The following is a 16,155-nucleotide window of genomic DNA, read 5'->3' on the forward strand; positions in this document are numbered from 1 at the left end:
GATCTGCGGATCGGGTTGGCAATCCGAGGCGCTCTGGAGACCTTGAGATCGCGATCTTGAGCTTGCAGGGGGGCATTCGTGACAGATGGGACGAAGCCCCGTGGCGATTACTCCGAACCGAGCCCCTTGAGCGCTTCGGCCAGCGGCCCGCGCGGCGCATCGTCCAGCTCGATCCCAGCCTTCTTGCGCGCCTCTTCGGCATTCGGTCCTTCTGCATAAGGGTCGATCGCCAACGCCAGCGACTGTGCGATGGCTTCGCCGAGATCGAACTTTTCACCTGCATACTCGATCTCGTCGAGATCTTCGGCCTCCAGCTCGATCTCGATCTCCTCGTCTTCCTGCAAGGAAGGGTGGATGGATCCCTCGGGCACAAAACGCAGCGCGATGTCCTCTGCGATATGGACCGGGAAATCCTCGCCAGAGACCGCGCAGGACTGGGTGATGTCCGCCTTCAGCGTGCCGGTAACGCCGACCCGCTCCCCTTGGCGATCGAGCGCGACCCGTGCGACCAGCCGGTCGACCGAGGTGATCGCCAGACGTCGCGCTAGGCCGGTGCGCTCCTGCTCGTTCGCTTCCAGCACCAGCGGCTGTCCGGTGATCTGACGCAGGGCGATCGGGCGCGAGAATTCAGGGGGTGCCACATCAGTCATGCCGCGATCTCACCCTGTTGCAGCATGGCGAAATCGGTCTGCGCGAGCCGCGCATGCAGGGCGCGCAGACCTTCCGCCATACGTGCCGGCCCATGCTCTTCGTCCGACAGGTGCATGTTGCGTACGACCAACGCGGCCAGCGCGGCATCGTCGCCCTGCGCGAGCGCGTCGCGCAGGGCGCCTGCGCGCCCTCCAAGGGTGGCCATCATCCGTCCCATCATCTTGCCCACGGTGGGATCGCCGATTCCCGCCTCGCGCATCTGGCCTTCCATGTCCTCGACGAACAATTCGGTCAGCCAGGCGGCAGCGGAAACGCCTTGCGCCTCGGCATTCTGCTCACTCTCCAGCCGCAGCATGAACAGCGCGGTGAGCATCGAGATCATGTCGAAGCGCCCGTCCAGCGTGTCCGCCGCGCCGCGATCCGCATACCAGTGTTCTTCGCGGGCGGTGCCGACCAGCGTGTGCCACAGCGGGCGCCACGCCTCGCGAGGGTCGGGCTCACGGGCAAAGAGGCGGGACAGGAACGACATTGGAATCCTTCATTCAGCACCAATTCAATCGGCATCGCCACACCGGGAGATAACTGGCTCGTGCAACGTCCTTGCGGCTGCCATTGCACGTTCGGGGGCGAGGCCGTAAGGCTCCGCCCCGATATAGCGCGTGTTCCCGCTCACGAAAGGGCGCGCGGATTTTGCGAAGAGGATTGCGAGTACTATGCGGATCGTGAGGGCAATCGCACCGGTAATGCTGATCGGGCTTGCGGTGACGGCGGGCGGATGCACGTCGATCCGCGAAGCGCGCGGCTATATCGAGGACGAGCGGATGACCGGGCTGATCCAGCCCGGCATCGACAACGAACAATCGGTCCAGAGCACGCTGGGTCGGCCGACATTCACCAGCCAGTTCGGCCCCGAAACCTGGTACTATGTTTCCAGCGTCACCGGTCGCAAGCCCTTCGTGCGGCCCAAGATCCAGACCCATTCGGTGCTCGCCGTGCGGTTCGACAGCGACGGCAAGGTGGTTGCCGCCGATCGGTCGGGAATCGACCAGGTGGTCTATCTGAGCCCCGATGGCGACGAGACCCCGACGCTGGGCCGCGAGCGGACCTTCTTCGAAGACCTGTTCGGCAATATCGGCACGGTCGGCGCACCGGGTGCCGGCCCAGCCGGGGGCGGGCGCGGCCCTGGCGGCTGACGTTCCACCGGGTGGAGCGATTGTGTGCCCGCAGCGCTTGATAGCGTGCGGGTGCGCCCCATATCGCGCCTCATGAGCAATTCCGCGGCCAGCCACGGCCTCCAACAGTGGCACGGCACCACCATCATCGGCGTCAAGCGCGGGGATAAGACCGTGCTCGCCGGAGATGGTCAGGTCTCCATGGGCAACACGGTGATGAAGCCCAATGCGAAGAAGGTTCGCCGGATCGGGGATGGCAAGGTGGTCGCCGGTTTCGCAGGCGCCACCGCCGATGCTTTCACGCTGTTCGAACGGCTGGAGCGCAAGCTCGACCAGTATTCCGGGCAGCTGATGCGCGCGGCGGTCGAACTGGCGAAGGACTGGCGGACCGACAAGTACCTGCGCAATCTCGAAGCGCTGATGATCGTGGCCGACAAGGACACGATGCTGGTGCTGACCGGCAATGGCGACGTGCTGGAGCCCGAAGGCGGCATCGCCGCGATCGGCTCTGGCGGCAACTACGCACTCGCCGCCGCGCGCGCTCTCTCCGACTACGAGACCGATCCCGAAAAGATCGCCCGCCGCGCGATGGCCGTGGCCGCAGAAGTCTGCGTCTTCACCAACGACCAGGTCACGCTCGAAACCGTTTGAGCGCACCCCTCTCGAAATCACGGATAGAAATGGCTGATACCCTCACCCCCAAGGCGATTGTCGCCGCTCTCGACGAACACATCATCGGCCAGAAGGATGCCAAGCGCGCGGTTGCCGTGGCGCTGCGCAATCGCTGGCGCAGGCAAAGGCTGGGGCCGGACCTGCGCGACGAGGTGACGCCCAAGAACATCCTGATGATCGGCCCGACCGGCTGCGGGAAGACCGAAATCAGCCGCCGCCTCGCGCGGCTGGCCGAAGCGCCCTTCGTGAAGGTGGAAGCGACCAAGTTCACCGAAGTCGGCTATGTCGGCCGCGACGTCGAACAGATCGCGCGCGATCTGGTTGAAGAGGCGATCCGGCTGGAGAAGGACCGCCGCCGCGAGGCGGTGCGCGAATCCGCCAGCGAAGCGGCGATGGAGCGTTTGCTCGACGCGCTGGTGGGCGACAATGCCTCCGAAGCGACGCGGCAGAGCTTCCGCGAACGGATCACGCAGAACGCGATGAACGACGTCGAGGTCGAGATCGAGGTTCAGGACCAGCCTGCGACCACGATGGATATCCCCGGCATGGGCGGCAATGTCGGCATGATCGACCTCTCCGACATGTTCGGCAAGGCGATGGGCAAGAAGCCCACCAGCCGGCGCAAGCTGCGTGTGCCCGAGGCGTGGGACCGGCTGGTCGACGAAGAAGCCGAAAAGCGCATGGACCAGGACGATGTCGCCCGCGTCGCGCTTCAGAACGCGGAGACCAACGGGATCGTCTTCCTCGACGAGATCGACAAGATCGCGGTGTCCGATGTGCGCGGTGGGTCGGTGTCACGCGAAGGCGTTCAGCGCGATCTGTTGCCGCTGATCGAAGGCACTACCGTTGCGACCAAGCACGGTCCGATGAAGACCGACCACGTGCTGTTCATTGCGAGCGGAGCGTTCCACGTCTCCAAGCCCAGCGACATGCTGCCCGAACTACAGGGCCGCCTGCCGATCCGGGTCGAGCTGCGCGCGCTGACCGAGGAAGATTTCGTGCGGATACTCAGCGAAACCCGCGCCAACCTCGTCCAGCAATACACCGCGCTGATCGGGACCGAGAAGGTCACGCTCGACATCACGGACGAGGCGGTGCGCGAGGTCGCCAAGATCGCCGCGCAGGTGAACGAGGCGGTCGAGAATATCGGCGCGCGGCGTCTGCAGACGGTGATGGAGCGGCTGGTGGAAGACATCAGCTTCGAGGCGGAAGAGCATGAGGGCGAGACCGTCACCATCGATGCTGCCTACGTGCACGAACGGCTCGACGACCTCGCGCGCGATACGGACCTGAGCAAGTATATCCTTTAGAGCGGTATCCCCCGGGCCGGAGGGCAAGGCCTTGGTCGCCCGCGCCGTCCGCTGGGACGGTTCGACGTGCAGGCCCTAGCGGGTTGCGCGAATGTCCGATCGGTCGAGAATGCTTGGCGAAGGGCTGTTCGGGCCCAGAAGGTCGCCTTCATACATCGCAACGCGATTGCGGCCCTTCGTCTTTGCGGCATAGAGCGCGCGATCTGCGGCATTCACCAGATCCTTGAATGCGCATGTCTCACCGTTCCTGCACTGCGCCACGCCCACGCTGACCGTGATGATTGCGGTGCCATCGGGGCGGCCCGGGTGCGGGATCGCGAGGTCTTCGATCGCCTGCGAAATTGTCCGCGCGACAGAGACTAACCGCTTCTGGTCGGAATCGCGCAATGCGAAGGTAAATTCCTCCCCGCCGTACCTGGCGCACAAAACCCCTTTGGTCTGCGCGGCGATCTGCGAGAACCTATTGGCCACCATTTGTAGACAGTCGTCGCCTGCCGTATGGCCGAGTGTGTCGTTATAGGGTTTGAAATGGTCGATATCGATCATCATCAGCGCGACCGGTCGCCGCGATGCCAGCCACCGCTCGAGCCGTTCTGTCAGCAGACGACGGTTGGGCAGCCGGGTGAGCGCATCTGTTAGCGACAGACGCAGATACGTCTTGCTTACGGCCTTGGCGTCGCTCGCCTCTTGCGTTGCCAGCAGAGCCGTCATGAAGTCGGCGCAGCGGCGCCTCTCGTGCCTGTAATTGGCGAAAAGGCTGAAGGCGCAGGCGGTTACCATCTGAATTGCCAAGGCCACCGCGAGCGAGGGTTCCAAACCACTCCTGGTCGCGAGAATCAGCAGACTGATCGCCATTGCGCCGGCTGTGAACAGCACGGCGTGAGGAAAACGAAGCGCCAGCAGCATGTTCGCATAGATGACGACCAGGACCATTTCGCCGAAGGTGAAAATGCCCAGCGGGTCGCGCGTGATCCACAGCAGGAATGCCGGAACCAGGAAGGCGCCGAAAACGCTCGCACTGATAAGCCTTTCGGCAACCTGCGGGCTCGAACCTCCGATCGCCCAGGCCAGCGCAAGGGCTACGGGAGTGATGACGCCGACCCGCAAGATGATCGACAAGACCACATAATCTGTCAGGAGCGTCAGGCTCGTGAAATTGTACACATTATACAGCGCAAGCCCGACGAAGATCGCGATCCGCGCTTCTGCGACGCGCGCTTCGGAATATTCCCGATCGTAGAGTTCCTGAAGCGGCCCGGCAAAGCGCAGCCAGATGTTGACCGGTACTCGATCCTTGAAACGCTTCGGGCGCTGTAGGGAGGTGGCATCCATCTGGATAATTCTCGTGACAAGCCTATTATAGCAACGATTTGTAAATCTCGGGGGACCGCCCCCGTTCATGGGTCTCCCCAGCCACGGCTCTTGACCAGCGCCAACGCGGCCCCGAAGGCGAGCGCGCATGAACGAACCCACCCGCCTCACCACCGCGCAGGAATACTGGCTCGCCGTTGCGGCGGCGGTGGTGACTGCCAATGCCTATTACATCCACCCGATCATCGGCGATGTGGCGGATCATTTCGGGGTCGGGCATGCCGAGATCGGGCTGGTGCCCGCGCTCAACCAGCTGGCACTGGCGCTGGGCATCCTGCTGCTGCTGCCGCTGGGCGACCGATTCTCCAACCGCACGCTGACGATCCTGTTCACCATCGGCCAGTGCGTCGGGCTGATCGGAATGACGCTGGCGCAGAGCTTCGTCACCTTTACCGCCGGGTCGACCCTGCTCGGCTTCTTCACCATCGCGCCGTACCTGCTGCCCGCCTACGCATCCAAGCGCGTCGCGCCCGAGCGGCTGGGCCATGTCACCGCGATCCTGACCGCGGGCGTGATCTTCGGCATCCTGGTCGCGCGGGTCGGGGCAGGCGTGGTCGCCGAGTACTGGGGATGGCGCGCGGTCTACTGGATCGCGAGCGGCCTGATGATCGCGATCACGCTCGCGCTGCCCACGATCATGGAAAAGGGCGTGCGCGACAAGGACGCCAGCCGACTGCCCTATCTCGGCCTGATCGCCTCGCTTCTCGCACTGGCGCGCGAGCGGCGCGAGATACTGCTGTCAGGGGCGATCCAGGGGATCGGCTTCGGCCAGTTTATCGCGCTGTGGCTGGGGCTGGCGCTGCACCTGACGGGGCCCGAGATGGGCTACGGCACCGATGTGGTCGGCTACCTTGCCGGGTTCGCGGCGATCAGTGTGTTCTCCACCCCCTATTGGGGCCGGCTGGCAGACCGGATCGGGCCGCGCAAGGCACGCGTGCGCTTCGCCATCGTGCAGATGCTGGGCATTTCGCTGCTGTGGCCCTTCGGGGGGAGCCTGTGGTTGCTGATGATCCCGATCCTGATCGGCAATATCGTGGGACCGGCGATCGATGTGACCAGCCGGATGACGTTTCTTTCGCAGGAGCCTGCGCTGCGTACCCGGCTGACCACGATCTACATCGTGATGATGTTCATCGGCGGCAGCATCGGTAGCATCGCCGGAACATCGCTGTTCGACGCGTTCGGCTGGGCAGGCACCTCGCTGGCGATCCTCGCCAGTTGCGCCTGCCTCGCGATGCTCTCCTACGTGGCGTACCGGCTGTACGGCGACAGGGACTAGCCGACCGGCTGATCCAGCGCCCTACGGATGCGGCGCGAGGCCGATCTCCACGCCCGTGCGGTCGGTCGCGCCGTGGCGGTCGACGAGGTCCGCGCTCGCCTCGTTGAGGCCGACGACCTGCACGCTGCGGCCATGCATCCGCATCCGCTCGACCACCTTGTCGAGCGCGCCGATCGCGGAGATGTCCCAGAAGTGCGCACGGGTCACGTCGATGATCACGTGGTCCGCCGGGTCGGGCTGGAGGCTTTCGGGGCCCAGCGCCGCCTCGAACCGGGCGACGCTGCCGAAGAAGATCTCGCCATGCGCTGTGTAGGTGGCGGTCTCGCCTTCCTCGGTCACCGTGCGGGTGCGCTCCACCTCGAACATGTGCATCACTTTCTGGACGAAGAAGATGCCCGACAGCAGCACGCCCACCAGAACGCCGATCGCGAGGTTGTGGGTGAACACCACCACCGCGACGGTGACGAACATCACCATCGAGCTCTGCCACGGGTGCACGCGCAGGTTGGGGATCGAGTTCCAGCTGAACGTGCCGATAGAGACCATGATCATGATCGCGACCAGCGCGGGCATCGGCACCTGGCCGACGATCCCGCCGAGCAGGACGAGCATGATGAGGAGCGCGAGGCCCGCGGTGAAGGTGGAAAGGCGCCCACGCCCCCCGGATGTCACGTTGATGACCGACTGGCCGATCATCGCGCAGCCGCCCATGCCGCCGAACAGCGCTGCGACGATGTTGGCCACGCCCTGTCCGCCGCATTCGCGCTGCTTGTCGCTGCCAGTGTGCGTCATATCGTCGACGATCTGCGCGGTGAGCAGGCTTTCGAGCAGGCCGACCGCCGCCATGGTGAGCGAGTAGGGCGCGATGATGACGAAGGTTTCCCAAGTCAGCGGAACGTCGGGCAGCATGAAGAAGGGCAGGCCCTGGGGCAGCTCGCCCATGTCGGACACGGTGTTGACCGGCGAGCCGAGCCACAGCGACAGGCAGGTCAGCACGATGATCGCAACCAGCGGACTGGGGATCGCGGTGGTGAGCTTGGGAACGAGATAGATCATCGCGAGGCCGCCCGCGACCATCGCGTAGGTGATCCAGTTCACGCCTTCATTGGTCGGGTCGAGCTGGGGCAACTGCGCCATGAAGATCAGGATCGCGAGCGCATTGACGAAGCCGGTGATGACGCTGCGGGATACGAACTGCATCAGCAGGTTGAGCTTCAGCAGCGCGGCAATGCCCTGGAAGATGCCCATCAGGATGGTGGCGGCGAACAGGTACTCCACGCCATGATCGCGCACCAGCGGCACCACCACCACCGCCACCGCAGCGGTCGCGGCGGAGATCATGCCGGGGCGCCCGCCGGTGAACGCGATCACCATCGCGATCGCGACCGATGCGTAAAGGCCCACGCGCGGATCGACGCCCGCGATGATCGAAAAGCCGATCGCCTCGGGGATCAGCGCCAGCGCGACGACGATGCCCGCCAGCACGTCGGCGCGGACATTGCCGAACCATCCCTGCTTCCATCGGGCTGCTGTGCTGGCATGCGCGTGCGCGCCGGTGCTGGGCGTCATGGGAAATCCGTCAATTTTTGTCTGGAACGCATGACCCGTGCACCATGCTGCGCTGCAACACAACCCCGAGGGCGTGCGCGCTTCGCCGATTGCTCAAGGCGTTGGTCGATAGGCAGGTGCGCGGCCTTGCGGGTGGCGGGGCGCTCTGGTTCATTGGCGCGCAGAGCTTTTCTGGGGGACTATCATGCTGAAATCCGCACTTGCCGTCGGCGCCGCCGCGCTTGCCCTTGCCACGCCCGCGCTGGCGCAGGATGCCGCGCCGGATCTGGAGCCGGGCCTGTCCGCGCCCGAGATCGAGTTTACGCAATGGACGCTCGACAACGGATTGCGCGTCATCGCGATTCCCGACGATGGCACCGCCACGGTCACCACATCGCTGTGGTACGAGGTCGGGTCGAAGCACGATCCCGAAGGGCGCAGCGGCTTCGCGCATCTGTTCGAGCATATTCTCAGCCGCAAGACCGAGAACATGCCCTACAACATGATCTACGGGCTGACGGCGGATGTCGGCGGCACGCGCAATGCCTCGACCGGGTCCGACCGGACGAACTATTACGAGACGGTTCCGGCGGAATATCTCGAAACCATGCTGTGGACCCACCGCGAACGCATGTTCAAGCCGGTGATCGACCAGGAGGTGTTCGATTCCGAACGCGGGGTGGTGAAGGAAGAACTGCGCCAGCGCGTGCTCGCACCGCCCTATGGTCGCTTCCAGCGCTTCGTGATTGCGGAGAACGCCTATGATGTGCTGCCGCAGCGGCGGCCGGGTATCGGCTCGATCGAGGAACTCGATTCCGCGACGCTCGATGACGCGCGCGCCTTCCACCAGGCGTTCTACGGGCCGGACACCGCCACGCTGATCGTCGCGGGCAATTTCGACATGGCCAACCTGCGCGCGCTGGTGGACCAGTATTTCGGCGACATCCCGCGCCGCGCGGACCCGGTCGACCTGACCATCACCGCGCGCGAGCCCGAGCGGACCGAGCCGCGCAGCTTCGTCGCCACCGCGCCCAACGTGCCGCTGCCGGTTGCCGGGTCGATCTGGAAAGCGCCCGGCTCGGGGAGTGCGGATAGTGCCGCGCTCGACGTGCTGACCGCGATCATGGCGCGCGGCCAGAGCAGCCGCCTGTATGATGCGCTGGTGCGCACCGGCAAGGCGGTCGACAGCGCGATGTTCTATTCCGAAAGCGAGGAGGGCGGCTATGTCGCCAGCTTCGCGGTCACCAACCCCACCGCCGACGCGGACGAGGTCGACGCGCTGCTCAAGGCGGAGCTGGAGAAGATCCGCACCCAGCCGGTGAGCGCGGCCGAACTTGCCGAAGCCAAGAGCGAGCTGTTCGCAGACTCGCTGCGCCGGCGCGAGACTGCGCGGGGCCGGGCGTTCGAGCTGGGCGAGGCGCTGGTGTCCACGGGCAACCCCCGCGCCGCCGATGACCGGCTGGCAGCGATCGCGGCGGTGACGCCCGAAGATGTCCAGCGGGCGGCGGCCAAGTGGCTCGCCTCCAACGCGCGGGTCGACATGCGCTATGTCGCGGGCGAGGAGAATCCGGAGGCCTATGCCAACCCGGTCCCGATGCCGACTTTCCGCAGCCTGCCCGCCGCGACCGGAGAGCCGCTCTCCGTGCTTCCCGAAGGCGAGCGGCAGCAGCCGCCCGCAGCAGGCGCGCGCCCGACGGTGGTCGCGCCCGAGATCGTCGAGCAGACTCTGACCAACGGGATCGATGTGGTCGCCGCGCAGACCGGCGAGGTTCCGATCGCGACGATGACCGTGCTGGTGCCCGGCGGCGCGTCCACCGATACGCGCGCTAAGGCAGGCGTTGCCCAGTTCGCCGCCTCACTGGCCGATCAGGGCACGGCGAACATGAGCGCGCAGGAAATCGCCGCGCGTCTGGAAAGCCTGGGCGCCAGCTTCGGCGCAACCGCCGGGCGCGATGGCACTTTTTTCAGCCTGACCGCGCCGGTCGTCAATTTCGAAGCGGCGGGCGAAGTGCTGGCCGATATCGTGCGCTCCGCCCAGTATCCGCAGGCCGAGCTGGACCGGGAGCGCAAGCGTGCGATCGACGGTCTGCTGGTTGAAATGAAGGACCCCGGCGAGCTGGCGGGCAAGGTCGCCACTCTGGTGATGTATGGCGATTCGCCATACGGATCGCAGCCCGGCGGCACGGCGGACAGCCTCGCCGCGATCACCCGCGAAGACCTGCTTGCCCACAGGCAGACCTGGTGGCACCCGAGCGAGACCAAGATCATCGTCAGCGGCGGCATCGCGCCCGCGCAGGCGACCGCGCTTGCGAACACGCTGTTCGGGGACTGGCAGGTCGATGCGCCTGCGCCCACGCCGGTCGCCGATCCGGCGGGCACCGCGCAGCCGGTCCGCACGGTGGTAATCGACATGCCCGAGGCAGGTCAGGCCGCCGTCGTCGCGGCGGTTCGTGCGATCCCGCGCAATGACGAGCGCTATTACGCGCTGGATCTGGCCAACGCGGTGCTCGGCGGCGGGTCGAGCGGGCGTCTGTTCGAGGAGATCCGGACCAAGCGCTCGCTCAGCTACGGCGCCTATTCGGGCTTCGGTGACCGGGCGGACGATTCCGTGCTGGCGGCGAGCGCGCAGACCAAGAACGAATCCGCCGACGAGGTCGCACAGATCTTCCTCGACGAGTTCGCCCGGCTGGGCAGCGAACCCTTTGCGCAGGAACTGCTGGACAAGCGGCGGCTCTATCTGGGCGGCAACTACGCGCGCTCGCTGGAAAGCAGCTCGGGCTTCAACTCCATCGTTGCCGGGCTGATGCAGCAGGGCATCGAGCCTGCCGAGGCGGCACGCTATGCCGCGCGGCTGGCAGAGGTGACGCCGGAAGAGGCGAGCGCGGCGGCACGCGAGCTGGTCGATCCCGCGAACGCGACCATCGTCATCGTTGGCAATGCGGCCGAGTTCATTGACGACCTGCGCGCGCTCCGGCCCGACGTCGAAGTGATCCCGGCCGAAGGGCTCGACCTGTCGGCGGCGGATTTCGGATTGGAGGAGTAGGCTAGCGTTCCGGGCGCGCTACGCCTCGCCGTCGGCCTGCTGGCGCGCCCACATTTCGGCATAGAGGCCGTCACGCCGGAGCAGATCCGCGTGGCGGCCCTGTTCGGCGAGGCGTCCGTTTTCCAGCACCAGGATGCGGTCCGAATCCGCGATGGTCGACAGGCGGTGCGCGATGGCGAGCGTGGTCCGCCCACGCGCGACACTCTTCAGGGTCTTGAGGATTTCCTGCTCGGTCCGTGAATCGAGCGCGCTGGTCGCCTCGTCCAGAATGACGATCGGCGGGTCTTTCAGCAGCGTGCGCGCAATCGCGACCCGCTGCTTCTCCCCGCCCGAAAGCTTAAGCCCGCGTTCGCCGACTTCGGTGTCGAAGCCGTCGGGCAGCGCGTCGATGAAGGGCAGGATCGCGGCACCACGCGCCGCTTCGCGAATGGCGGCCTCTTCCGCCGGGCCGGTCTCGTGCGGGCGGCCATAGCCGATATTGTAGCCGATCGTGTCGTTGAACAGCACGCTGTCCTGCGGGACGATGCCGATCGCGGCGCGCAAGCTTTCCTGCGTCACCTGCGAAATATCCTGCCCGTCGATCAGGATGCGGCCGACCTGCGGATCGTAGAAGCGGAACAGCAGCCGCGCGATCGTGCTCTTGCCCGCGCCCGAAGGGCCCACCAGCGCGACCGTCTCGCCTGCGGCAATCTCGAAATCGAGGCCGTGGAGGATGCTGCGATCGGGCTCGTAGCCGAAATGGACATTCTCGAACACGATGCCCGGGCGCTCGATATGCAGCGCGGGCGCGCCGGGCACGTCCTCTACCTCGACATCGGCGTCCACCAGGCGGAACATCGCCGCCATGTCGATCAGCCCCTGCCGGATCGTGCGATAGACGAAGCCGAGCATGTCGAGCGGGCGGAAAAGCTGGGTCAGGTAGGTGTTCACGAACACCAGATCGCCAGTGGTCAGGTCGCCCCGGCTCCAGCCCCACACGGTGTAGCCCATCGCGCCCGCCATCAGCAGGTTCATGATGAAGGCCTGCGCGATATTAAGAAGGCCGAGCGAACCGTCGGACTTGATCGCCGCTTCGGAATATTGCCGCGCGGCCTTGGCATAGCGGGCATGCTCGCGTGCCTCGGCCCCGAAGTACTTCACGGTCTCGTAGTTCAGGAGTGAGTCCACCGCGCGCGCCAGCGCCTGCCCGTCGAGATCGTTCATCTCGCGCCGCAGCTTGGTCCGCCATTCGGTAATGATCTGCGTCACCGCAATATAGGCGATCACGGTCACTGCGGTCGCGATGACCAGCCCGATCCCGAAATTGAGGTAGAAGATCACCGCCACCGCGATCAGCTCGATCACCGTGGGCGCGATGTTGAACAGCAGGAAATAGAGCATCGTGTCGATGCTCTTGGTCCCGCGCTCGACCGTTTTGGTCACCTCGCCCGTGCGGCGCGACAGGTGGAAGCGCAGCGAGAGTTGGTGGAGCCGCTGGAAAACGTCCTCGGCAAACTGGCGGGTCGCGTCCTGCCCGACCCGTTCGAAGATCATGTTGCGCACATTGTCGAACGCGACGCTGGCAAACCGCCCGGCGGCGTAGGCGACCACGAAGGAGATCGCGACCATCGCCGCAGTGTTGGCGGGCGTCTCCATCGCATCGACCGCCGCGCGATAGGCGTAGGGCAGGGCAAGCGTGGTGCCCTTGGCGACCAGTACCAGCAGCAGCGCAAGCACGATCCGGATGCGCAGGTCGGTACGGTCCGCCGGCCACAGATAAGGCAGGAAGCGCCGCAGCGTCTGCCATCCTTCGGGGGCTGGCTGGTCGGATCTGGTTGTGTCGGTAGGCCCCATTGCTGGGCGGCATGTGGTTACCGCACGCGCCCGAGACAAGCGCGATCAGGTTTCCTTGTCGAGCCGGGTCGCCCGGGCGCGGCGAACCGAAGGGCCTTGAGGGGCGACACCATCGGGCAGGTCGAACAGCACCTGGCGGTGGAGAAAATCGATCGCCAGCCTGTCGAGCCGACGCAGATTGCCGATCCCGAGCAGCATTGCAGGCCTATCGGCAAAGCCCAGTTCGTCGAGCGCGGGACTATCCGCGAAGGCGACCGGCAGGTCTGCCAGTTGCAGGCTGCCAAGCCGCAGTGCGGCAACTCTGGCGATCCGCCCGTCGTAGTTCAGGCCCAGAACATCGGTCCCCCTGACCGTCTCGCGCTCGTGCGCCTGCAGTGCCTCCAGCAAGGCAAGATTGCCGAGCGAGAACTGCGCGCCGGTATCGATAATCACCGCCGTTTCGACACCGTCGATCAGCGCGTCGGCGATGATCATCTGGCCCCTGCGTTCGTGCGCACGCACGACGATGTCGTAACCCAATCGCGGCGCCTGCTCGCCCGTATCGACCACATCCATCCGGCCGGCCCGGAAATCGATCAGCACGCGCAGGCCCTGCAGCGCATCGAGCCCGAGAATCCCGTCCGCCCCGAGGTGGCCATGGTCCAGCACGGGAGTGGTAAGCCCCGCGATATCCTTGTTGGCGAATACCAGGCTGTCGATCCGCACGGTCTCGACCCGCGCGCGGCCCGCGGTGCTGACGATCGTCGCAGAGCCGCTGGGGATCATGCCGAGTGCGCCGGTCAGCCGGTTGCTGAGGATGGTGCCCTGCGCACCAGTGTCGATCAGAAAATCGTAGGGGCCGCTGCCATCGATAGCGACCGGCACGGTCAGCCTGTCGTTCCCGCCTTCGCGCAGGCGGACGCGCTCGATCGCCGGCGGCGCGGCATCTTCAGGCAGTGCGGCTGCAGCGACTTCCGGGGGTTGGGCCGGCTCGGCGAAGGACATCGCGACCAGCGCAAGAATTGCGGCATGAGCCGTGAAGGCAGCCATTGCTCGTCCTCTCCTTCGTCCGGTGGTAGATCTACCACCGTGGCGGCGATGCGCCAAAGGCGTTGGACGATTGCTGTCAGGCGCTGGGCACGGGTGGTGCGCGGCGACGGATGACCAGATCGATGATCTCGAACAGCATGTCGCGCCGCAGGATGAAGACCAGCGCGAGATAGGCGAGGCCCCCGGTGCTCACCAGCACGGCCAGTTCCATCGGCGCAGGCATCGCGGGCAGCAGGCTCGCGACCAGCTTGACCACCAGCGCCATGCCGCAGGCCGCGCCCAGACCGGGGGTCACTGCACCCAGCAGGCCGCGTCCGTCGATCCGCAGCGCTGGGCCGCCGATAAACAGCGCGGCCAGCGGCAGCAGTGGGCTTGCGAAGACCCATGCCCGGGCGAGGCCGATGCTGCCATCGCTCAGCCCGATCAGGAACGCGGTGATCAGGATCGCAGCGACCACCGCGCTCGATTTGGCTGACAGGTCGGGCCGGTCGATCGCATTGAAGGCGGGAGAAAAGAGAATGTAGACCGTGAAAGCAGGCATCGCGAGCGCCAGCGTGGCGGCGATCGGGGCCATCTCCCCCCACTTGGGGCCGAACGCGGTCAGCACCAGCGGCTCTGCCGAGGCATACATGCCAAGGAAGATCGGGCTGACCACCAGCATGATCAGCCGCACTGCCGTCAGGAAGGCGCGCGCCAGCGTCTCGCGATCCGATTGCAGCCGCGCGAAGCTGGGGAAGGCGACGTCGTTCAGCGGCGGGATGAACCGCGCGGTGATGATCGTGACGAGGAAGATCGCCTCTGCATACAGGCCGACATCATGCGGATCGAGGCGGCTGCCCGCGAAGAAGATGTCCGCCTGTGTGGCGATGGTCCAGCAGAAGTGGCTCGCCAGCACCCAAGTGCCGTAGGTGAAGAGGTGCTTGCTCCCGCGAAAGTCGAAGCTCGGCCAGTCGAGGCTTTTGGCGGCGATGGTCAGCCCGATCGCGCGGGTCCAGAACAGGGCGATCGGCGCCCATACCAGCGCCCATACGCCGAGGCCTGCAAGCGCGCAGGTGAGCGCCGTGCCCGCAGAGATCAGCGCGGCGATGATGTTGACCACCGCCGGGCGCTTGAAATCGAGCTCGCGAACCAGCAGCACTTCGGGAATGGCGACGAAGGGAACGGACAGGAACAGCAGAACCTGCACGTGCAGCAGCTTCTCGACCAGCGGCTGGCCGTAATAGTCGGCCACCACCGGGGCGAGTGCGAACTGGATCGCGGCGAGCGCGAAGTTCACCAGGATCAGCATGCCGAATGTCTGGCGCACCATTTGCCGGTCGATCGTCTCGCGCTGGATCAGCGCGCTGGCAAAGCCGTATCCGTTGAGGAAAGAGAGGAAGGTGATGATCACCTGCCCCATCGCGAACAGGCCATAGTCGCCCGGATCGAGAATGCGCACCACCGCGAGCGTGACGCTCCAGGTGATGATCTGCGCGACGATCTGGCTGCCGGAGCGCCAGGCAACCGCGGACCGCACGGAATCGGTCAGGCTCATTTGACCCTCCAGGCAAGCGCACGCCATGCCCAGACCAGCAGATCGCGCCAGCGGGTGAGCACGGTCGGCGGGTGTTCGCGCAGCGCCTTGAGCAGGAATCGCGGGCTGGGCGTATAGGGATTGCCGGTGAACAGGGTCAGCCAGCCCCGCGCGCGCATGCGGGAGTCGTCACAAAGTTCGATTTCACGTTCCAGTATATGGGCCACGCCGTCGCGTATCTCGTACCAGCGCCGGTCGGTCAGGCTGCGCTCGTGCCGGCGATAGTCGTAGAGCTGCGCATCGACCGGCTGGAGGCGGAAGCCCGCCCGTGCGGCGCGCAGCCAGAAGTCGTAATCCTCCACCCCGAACAGCGCCTTGTCATATCCGCCAAGTTTCTCGTGGACCTCGCGCCGATAGAGGAAGCAGCAACCGACCACGTTGCGCTCGATCAGCTGGTCGCAGGGCAGGGCGGACACCTCGCCGGTCGCCTGCCCGGCGGCGTCGATCAGGCGGTATCCTGCATAGAGGACGTCGGCACCGGGATGGCGCTCTCTCTCGGCGAGGAGGGTTTCGAGCATCGAGGGATGCAGGATGTTGTCGTCCGAGGTCCAGGTCAGCCAGTCTGCGCGTGCCCGGGCGAAGCCTGCGTTGAGCGCGCCGGGCAGCTTGGCGTTGCGCTCCAGCGTGACGACCCGCACGCGCGGATCGCGCGCGGCATGGTCGCCGAGGATCGC

Annotated in this window: 13 protein-coding genes (1 of these 13 running past the window's edge); 5 read left to right on the top strand and 8 right to left on the bottom strand. The window is 65.9% G+C overall.

The window, feature by feature from the left end:
* Positions 1-107: 107 nt before the first annotated feature.
* Positions 108-650, bottom strand: a complete 543-nt coding sequence (locus VO57_006600) for a DUF177 domain-containing protein (protein XBL71004.1) — start codon at positions 648-650, stop codon at positions 108-110.
* On the bottom strand, positions 647-1,180 hold the full coding sequence (locus VO57_006605; protein XBL71005.1) for a ubiquinol-cytochrome C chaperone family protein: 534 nt from the start codon (positions 1,178-1,180) through the stop codon (positions 647-649). The genes VO57_006600 and VO57_006605 overlap by 4 nt, the downstream gene beginning before the upstream one ends.
* A gap of 184 nt (positions 1,181-1,364) precedes the next feature.
* Between VO57_006605 and bamE the strand changes: the two genes are divergently transcribed.
* From bamE to hslU, 3 genes are all read left to right on the top strand, one after another.
* Complete coding sequence (gene bamE / locus VO57_006610) at positions 1,365-1,844, top strand: outer membrane protein assembly factor BamE (GenBank protein XBL71006.1); 480 nt, start codon at positions 1,365-1,367, stop codon at positions 1,842-1,844.
* A gap of 72 nt (positions 1,845-1,916) precedes the next feature.
* Positions 1,917-2,474 (top strand): ATP-dependent protease subunit HslV, encoded by a 558-nt coding sequence (gene hslV, locus VO57_006615; protein ID XBL71007.1) that lies wholly within the window; start codon positions 1,917-1,919, stop codon positions 2,472-2,474.
* Positions 2,475-2,503: 29 nt separating this feature from the next.
* Complete coding sequence (gene hslU, locus VO57_006620) at positions 2,504-3,805, top strand: ATP-dependent protease ATPase subunit HslU (protein ID XBL71008.1); 1,302 nt, start codon at positions 2,504-2,506, stop codon at positions 3,803-3,805.
* A 75-nt stretch (positions 3,806-3,880) separates the two neighbouring features.
* Here hslU and VO57_006625 read toward each other — a convergent pair whose 3' ends face one another.
* Positions 3,881-5,206 carry a GGDEF domain-containing protein gene (locus tag VO57_006625; protein XBL71009.1) on the bottom strand — a complete coding sequence of 442 codons (1,326 nt, stop codon included), beginning with the start codon at positions 5,204-5,206 and terminating at the stop codon, positions 3,881-3,883.
* A gap of 58 nt (positions 5,207-5,264) precedes the next feature.
* Between VO57_006625 and VO57_006630 the strand changes: the two genes are divergently transcribed.
* Positions 5,265-6,455 carry an MFS transporter gene (locus tag VO57_006630; GenBank protein XBL71010.1) on the top strand — a complete coding sequence of 397 codons (1,191 nt, stop codon included), beginning with the start codon at positions 5,265-5,267 and terminating at the stop codon, positions 6,453-6,455.
* Positions 6,456-6,476: 21 nt separating this feature from the next.
* Here the strand turns inward: VO57_006630 and VO57_006635 are convergent, their stop codons facing one another.
* On the bottom strand, positions 6,477-8,024 hold the full coding sequence (locus VO57_006635; protein XBL71011.1) for a SulP family inorganic anion transporter: 1,548 nt from the start codon (positions 8,022-8,024) through the stop codon (positions 6,477-6,479).
* A gap of 184 nt (positions 8,025-8,208) precedes the next feature.
* On the opposite strand from VO57_006635, the gene VO57_006640 reads away from it, so the two are divergent.
* Positions 8,209-11,046: a pitrilysin family protein gene (locus VO57_006640; protein XBL71012.1), complete on the top strand. Its 2,838-nt coding sequence runs from the start codon at positions 8,209-8,211 to the stop codon at positions 11,044-11,046.
* An 18-nt stretch (positions 11,047-11,064) separates the two neighbouring features.
* On the opposite strand, the gene VO57_006645 is transcribed toward VO57_006640, so the two are convergent.
* The 4 genes from VO57_006645 to VO57_006660 form a co-directional block, all read right to left on the bottom strand.
* A complete protein-coding gene (locus VO57_006645; protein ID XBL71013.1) occupies positions 11,065-12,879 on the bottom strand; it encodes an ABC transporter ATP-binding protein/permease in 1,815 nt (604 codons plus the stop codon).
* A gap of 45 nt (positions 12,880-12,924) precedes the next feature.
* Positions 12,925-13,908 carry a retroviral-like aspartic protease family protein gene (locus VO57_006650; protein ID XBL71014.1) on the bottom strand — a complete coding sequence of 328 codons (984 nt, stop codon included), beginning with the start codon at positions 13,906-13,908 and terminating at the stop codon, positions 12,925-12,927.
* A gap of 76 nt (positions 13,909-13,984) precedes the next feature.
* Positions 13,985-15,442: a lipopolysaccharide biosynthesis protein gene (locus VO57_006655; protein ID XBL71015.1), complete on the bottom strand. Its 1,458-nt coding sequence runs from the start codon at positions 15,440-15,442 to the stop codon at positions 13,985-13,987.
* Positions 15,439-16,155 carry the 3' portion of a glycosyltransferase family A protein gene (locus VO57_006660; GenBank protein ID XBL71016.1) on the bottom strand. The gene runs 213 nt beyond the window's last position, so the window shows 717 of its 930 coding nt (coding positions 214-930); the start codon falls outside the window, past its right edge — the gene reads right to left on this strand; it ends in the stop codon at positions 15,439-15,441. Before VO57_006660 ends, VO57_006655 begins: the two co-directional genes overlap by 4 nt.

The sequence above is a fragment of the Citromicrobium bathyomarinum genome, from assembly GCA_001306305.2.
GTDB lineage: Bacteria > Pseudomonadota > Alphaproteobacteria > Sphingomonadales > Sphingomonadaceae > Alteriqipengyuania > Alteriqipengyuania bathyomarina.

Bases quoted from the DNA above. Each gene is read 5' to 3' on its own strand.
- VO57_006600 (XBL71004.1), bottom strand. From the start codon at position 650: ATGACTGATGTGGCACCCCCTGAATTCTCGCGCCCGATCGCCCTGCGT.
- VO57_006605 (XBL71005.1), bottom strand. From the start codon at position 1,180: ATGTCGTTCCTGTCCCGCCTCTTTGCCCGTGAGCCCGACCCTCGCGAG.
- bamE (XBL71006.1), top strand. From the start codon at position 1,365: ATGCGGATCGTGAGGGCAATCGCACCGGTAATGCTGATCGGGCTTGCG.
- hslV (XBL71007.1), top strand. From the start codon at position 1,917: ATGAGCAATTCCGCGGCCAGCCACGGCCTCCAACAGTGGCACGGCACC.
- hslU (XBL71008.1), top strand. From the start codon at position 2,504: ATGGCTGATACCCTCACCCCCAAGGCGATTGTCGCCGCTCTCGACGAA.
- VO57_006625 (XBL71009.1), bottom strand. From the start codon at position 5,206: ATGAACGGGGGCGGTCCCCCGAGATTTACAAATCGTTGCTATAATAGG.
- VO57_006630 (XBL71010.1), top strand. From the start codon at position 5,265: ATGAACGAACCCACCCGCCTCACCACCGCGCAGGAATACTGGCTCGCC.
- VO57_006635 (XBL71011.1), bottom strand. From the start codon at position 8,024: ATGACGCCCAGCACCGGCGCGCACGCGCATGCCAGCACAGCAGCCCGA.
- VO57_006640 (XBL71012.1), top strand. From the start codon at position 8,209: ATGCTGAAATCCGCACTTGCCGTCGGCGCCGCCGCGCTTGCCCTTGCC.
- VO57_006645 (XBL71013.1), bottom strand. From the start codon at position 12,879: ATGGGGCCTACCGACACAACCAGATCCGACCAGCCAGCCCCCGAAGGA.
- VO57_006650 (XBL71014.1), bottom strand. From the start codon at position 13,908: ATGGCTGCCTTCACGGCTCATGCCGCAATTCTTGCGCTGGTCGCGATG.
- VO57_006655 (XBL71015.1), bottom strand. From the start codon at position 15,442: ATGAGCCTGACCGATTCCGTGCGGTCCGCGGTTGCCTGGCGCTCCGGC.